Source organism: Acinetobacter stercoris (assembly GCF_900323515.1).
Classification (GTDB): domain Bacteria; phylum Pseudomonadota; class Gammaproteobacteria; order Pseudomonadales; family Moraxellaceae; genus Acinetobacter; species Acinetobacter stercoris.
In genome coordinates this window covers 1-1750 of the sequence record NZ_OOGT01000363.1, presented here as the reverse complement: position 1 = coordinate 1750, position 1750 = coordinate 1, and the positions used below count along the sequence as shown (strand labels likewise).

Annotated in this window: 1 protein-coding gene; it reads right to left on the bottom strand. The window is 35.3% G+C overall.

The window, feature by feature from the left end:
* Positions 1-120: 120 nt before the first annotated feature.
* Positions 121-1413 carry an MFS transporter gene (locus tag KPC_RS19510; protein ID WP_121975963.1) on the bottom strand — a complete coding sequence of 431 codons (1293 nt, stop codon included), beginning with the start codon at positions 1411-1413 and terminating at the stop codon, positions 121-123.
* Positions 1414-1750: the final 337 nt, after the last annotated feature.

The window sequence follows — 1750 nt, the reverse complement described above, 5'->3', positions numbered from 1 at the left end:
TATGAAATGTATTTATATTTAGAATAAAAATTCTTTAAAAATAACATCACCAATCAAATCATCTTTCAATAAAAAAGCTGCATCTTTTAGATACAGCTCTTAGATGACATTCGTTAAAAATTAATGGTCATGTTGTAGATATTCAGGTTCTTTCGGCAATTTAAAACTGCACAGGAAACATATGGCGAGCATTACAATCACATAAATAAAGAAAGTATTTTCAATACCCGCAGCTTTAAATTGTAAAGCTACAGATGGCGCAGAACCACCAAATATCGCATTACCTACAGCATAAGAAAAGCCCACACCCAAAGCACGAACATGAGGTGGGAACATTTCAGCTTTGACCAAGCCACTAATAGAAGTATATAAACTTAAAATCATCATCAAGAAAATAAGTAACAATGCAACTATAAATGGTGAATGGCTAAAATGAGGCATAGCAATAACCATGACCGGGTAAATGAAAATCAGCATCAATCCACTGTATAACAACATGGCTGCACGGCGACCAATACGATCAGAGAGTGCTCCAAAAACAGGCTGTGCAAGCATATATACAAACAATGAGGCAGTCATGATGAAACCAACTGTTTTACCATCTATACCTAGATTTGTAAGATATGTTTTTGAATAAACCGTAATAACGTAGAAAGTTAATGATCCTGCTGCTGTATACCCCACAACCAAAAAGAAAGTTTTCCAGTGATTTTTGAAAAGCTCTTTTAAAGTCCCGGATTCTTCTTTATCACTATCTTCATGTGAAAGCGTTTCTTCTAAACGACTACGCGCCAACAAAGAGATAATGGCAGCAATACCTCCAATTACGAATGGAATACGCCAGCCACCGTCAAGCAACTGCTGTTCAGACAAGAACCCCAGTAAAATCACACCAAGTAGGCTTGCCAGAAGCTGACCACCTGAAAGTGTTACATACTGAAAGGATGCAAAAAATCCACGTTGTCCCTTTAGCCCCAGCTCACTCATGTATGTAGCAACTGCACCATACTCGCCACCTACAGATAAACCCTGTAATAAACGGACAACCAGGAGTAAGAATGGTGCTGCCATACCTACCTGTTCATAAGTGGGTAAAGCTGCAAATAAAAATGAACTAATTGCCATCAATACAATGGAAATAACCATTGATTTTTTTCGACCATGCTTATCAGCAATCCGACCAAATAACCAGCTACCAATTGGACGCATAAAGAAACTTGCAGCGAATACTCCCCAAACATAAATTGCCTGAGTTGTTGAATCCATATGTGGTGCAGTTAAAGCTTTGGTAAAATATGTGGCAAAGACGGCATAAATATAAAAATCAAACCATTCAACTAAATTACCAGAAGCGGCACCCACAATGCCCCTTATTCGGCTTCGTTTCTCTTCTTTACTATAAGCTTGACTCATTAAATCTTCCTTTTTAATCTTGGCGCTATTTTTCAATAGTTTTTCCTTATTGCTTCGCAGCGATCAGGAACTCGATAAAATATATTGACTCGATATAATTCTCAACATTTTTTTAAGTAAATATTAAGTTATTTACAACAATGAAGACTACTTCGCTCAATAAAAATATAAATATTTGATTTATTTATAAATAATATCAATAAGACAGATTAAATCTATTTATAATAAATATCTTTTTTAACTCGTTTATGACAAAGTGGCTCCTGGATAAATGGTGATTAAAATTTAAGAGGAAATGAGATGATTTAAAGTGTTTCTACTGTATATATATTTATAG

Excerpts from the sequence above, each read along its gene's own strand:
- KPC_RS19510 (WP_121975963.1), bottom strand. The coding sequence starts at position 1,413 with ATGAGTCAAGCTTATAGTAAAGAAGAGAAACGAAGCCGAATAAGGGGC.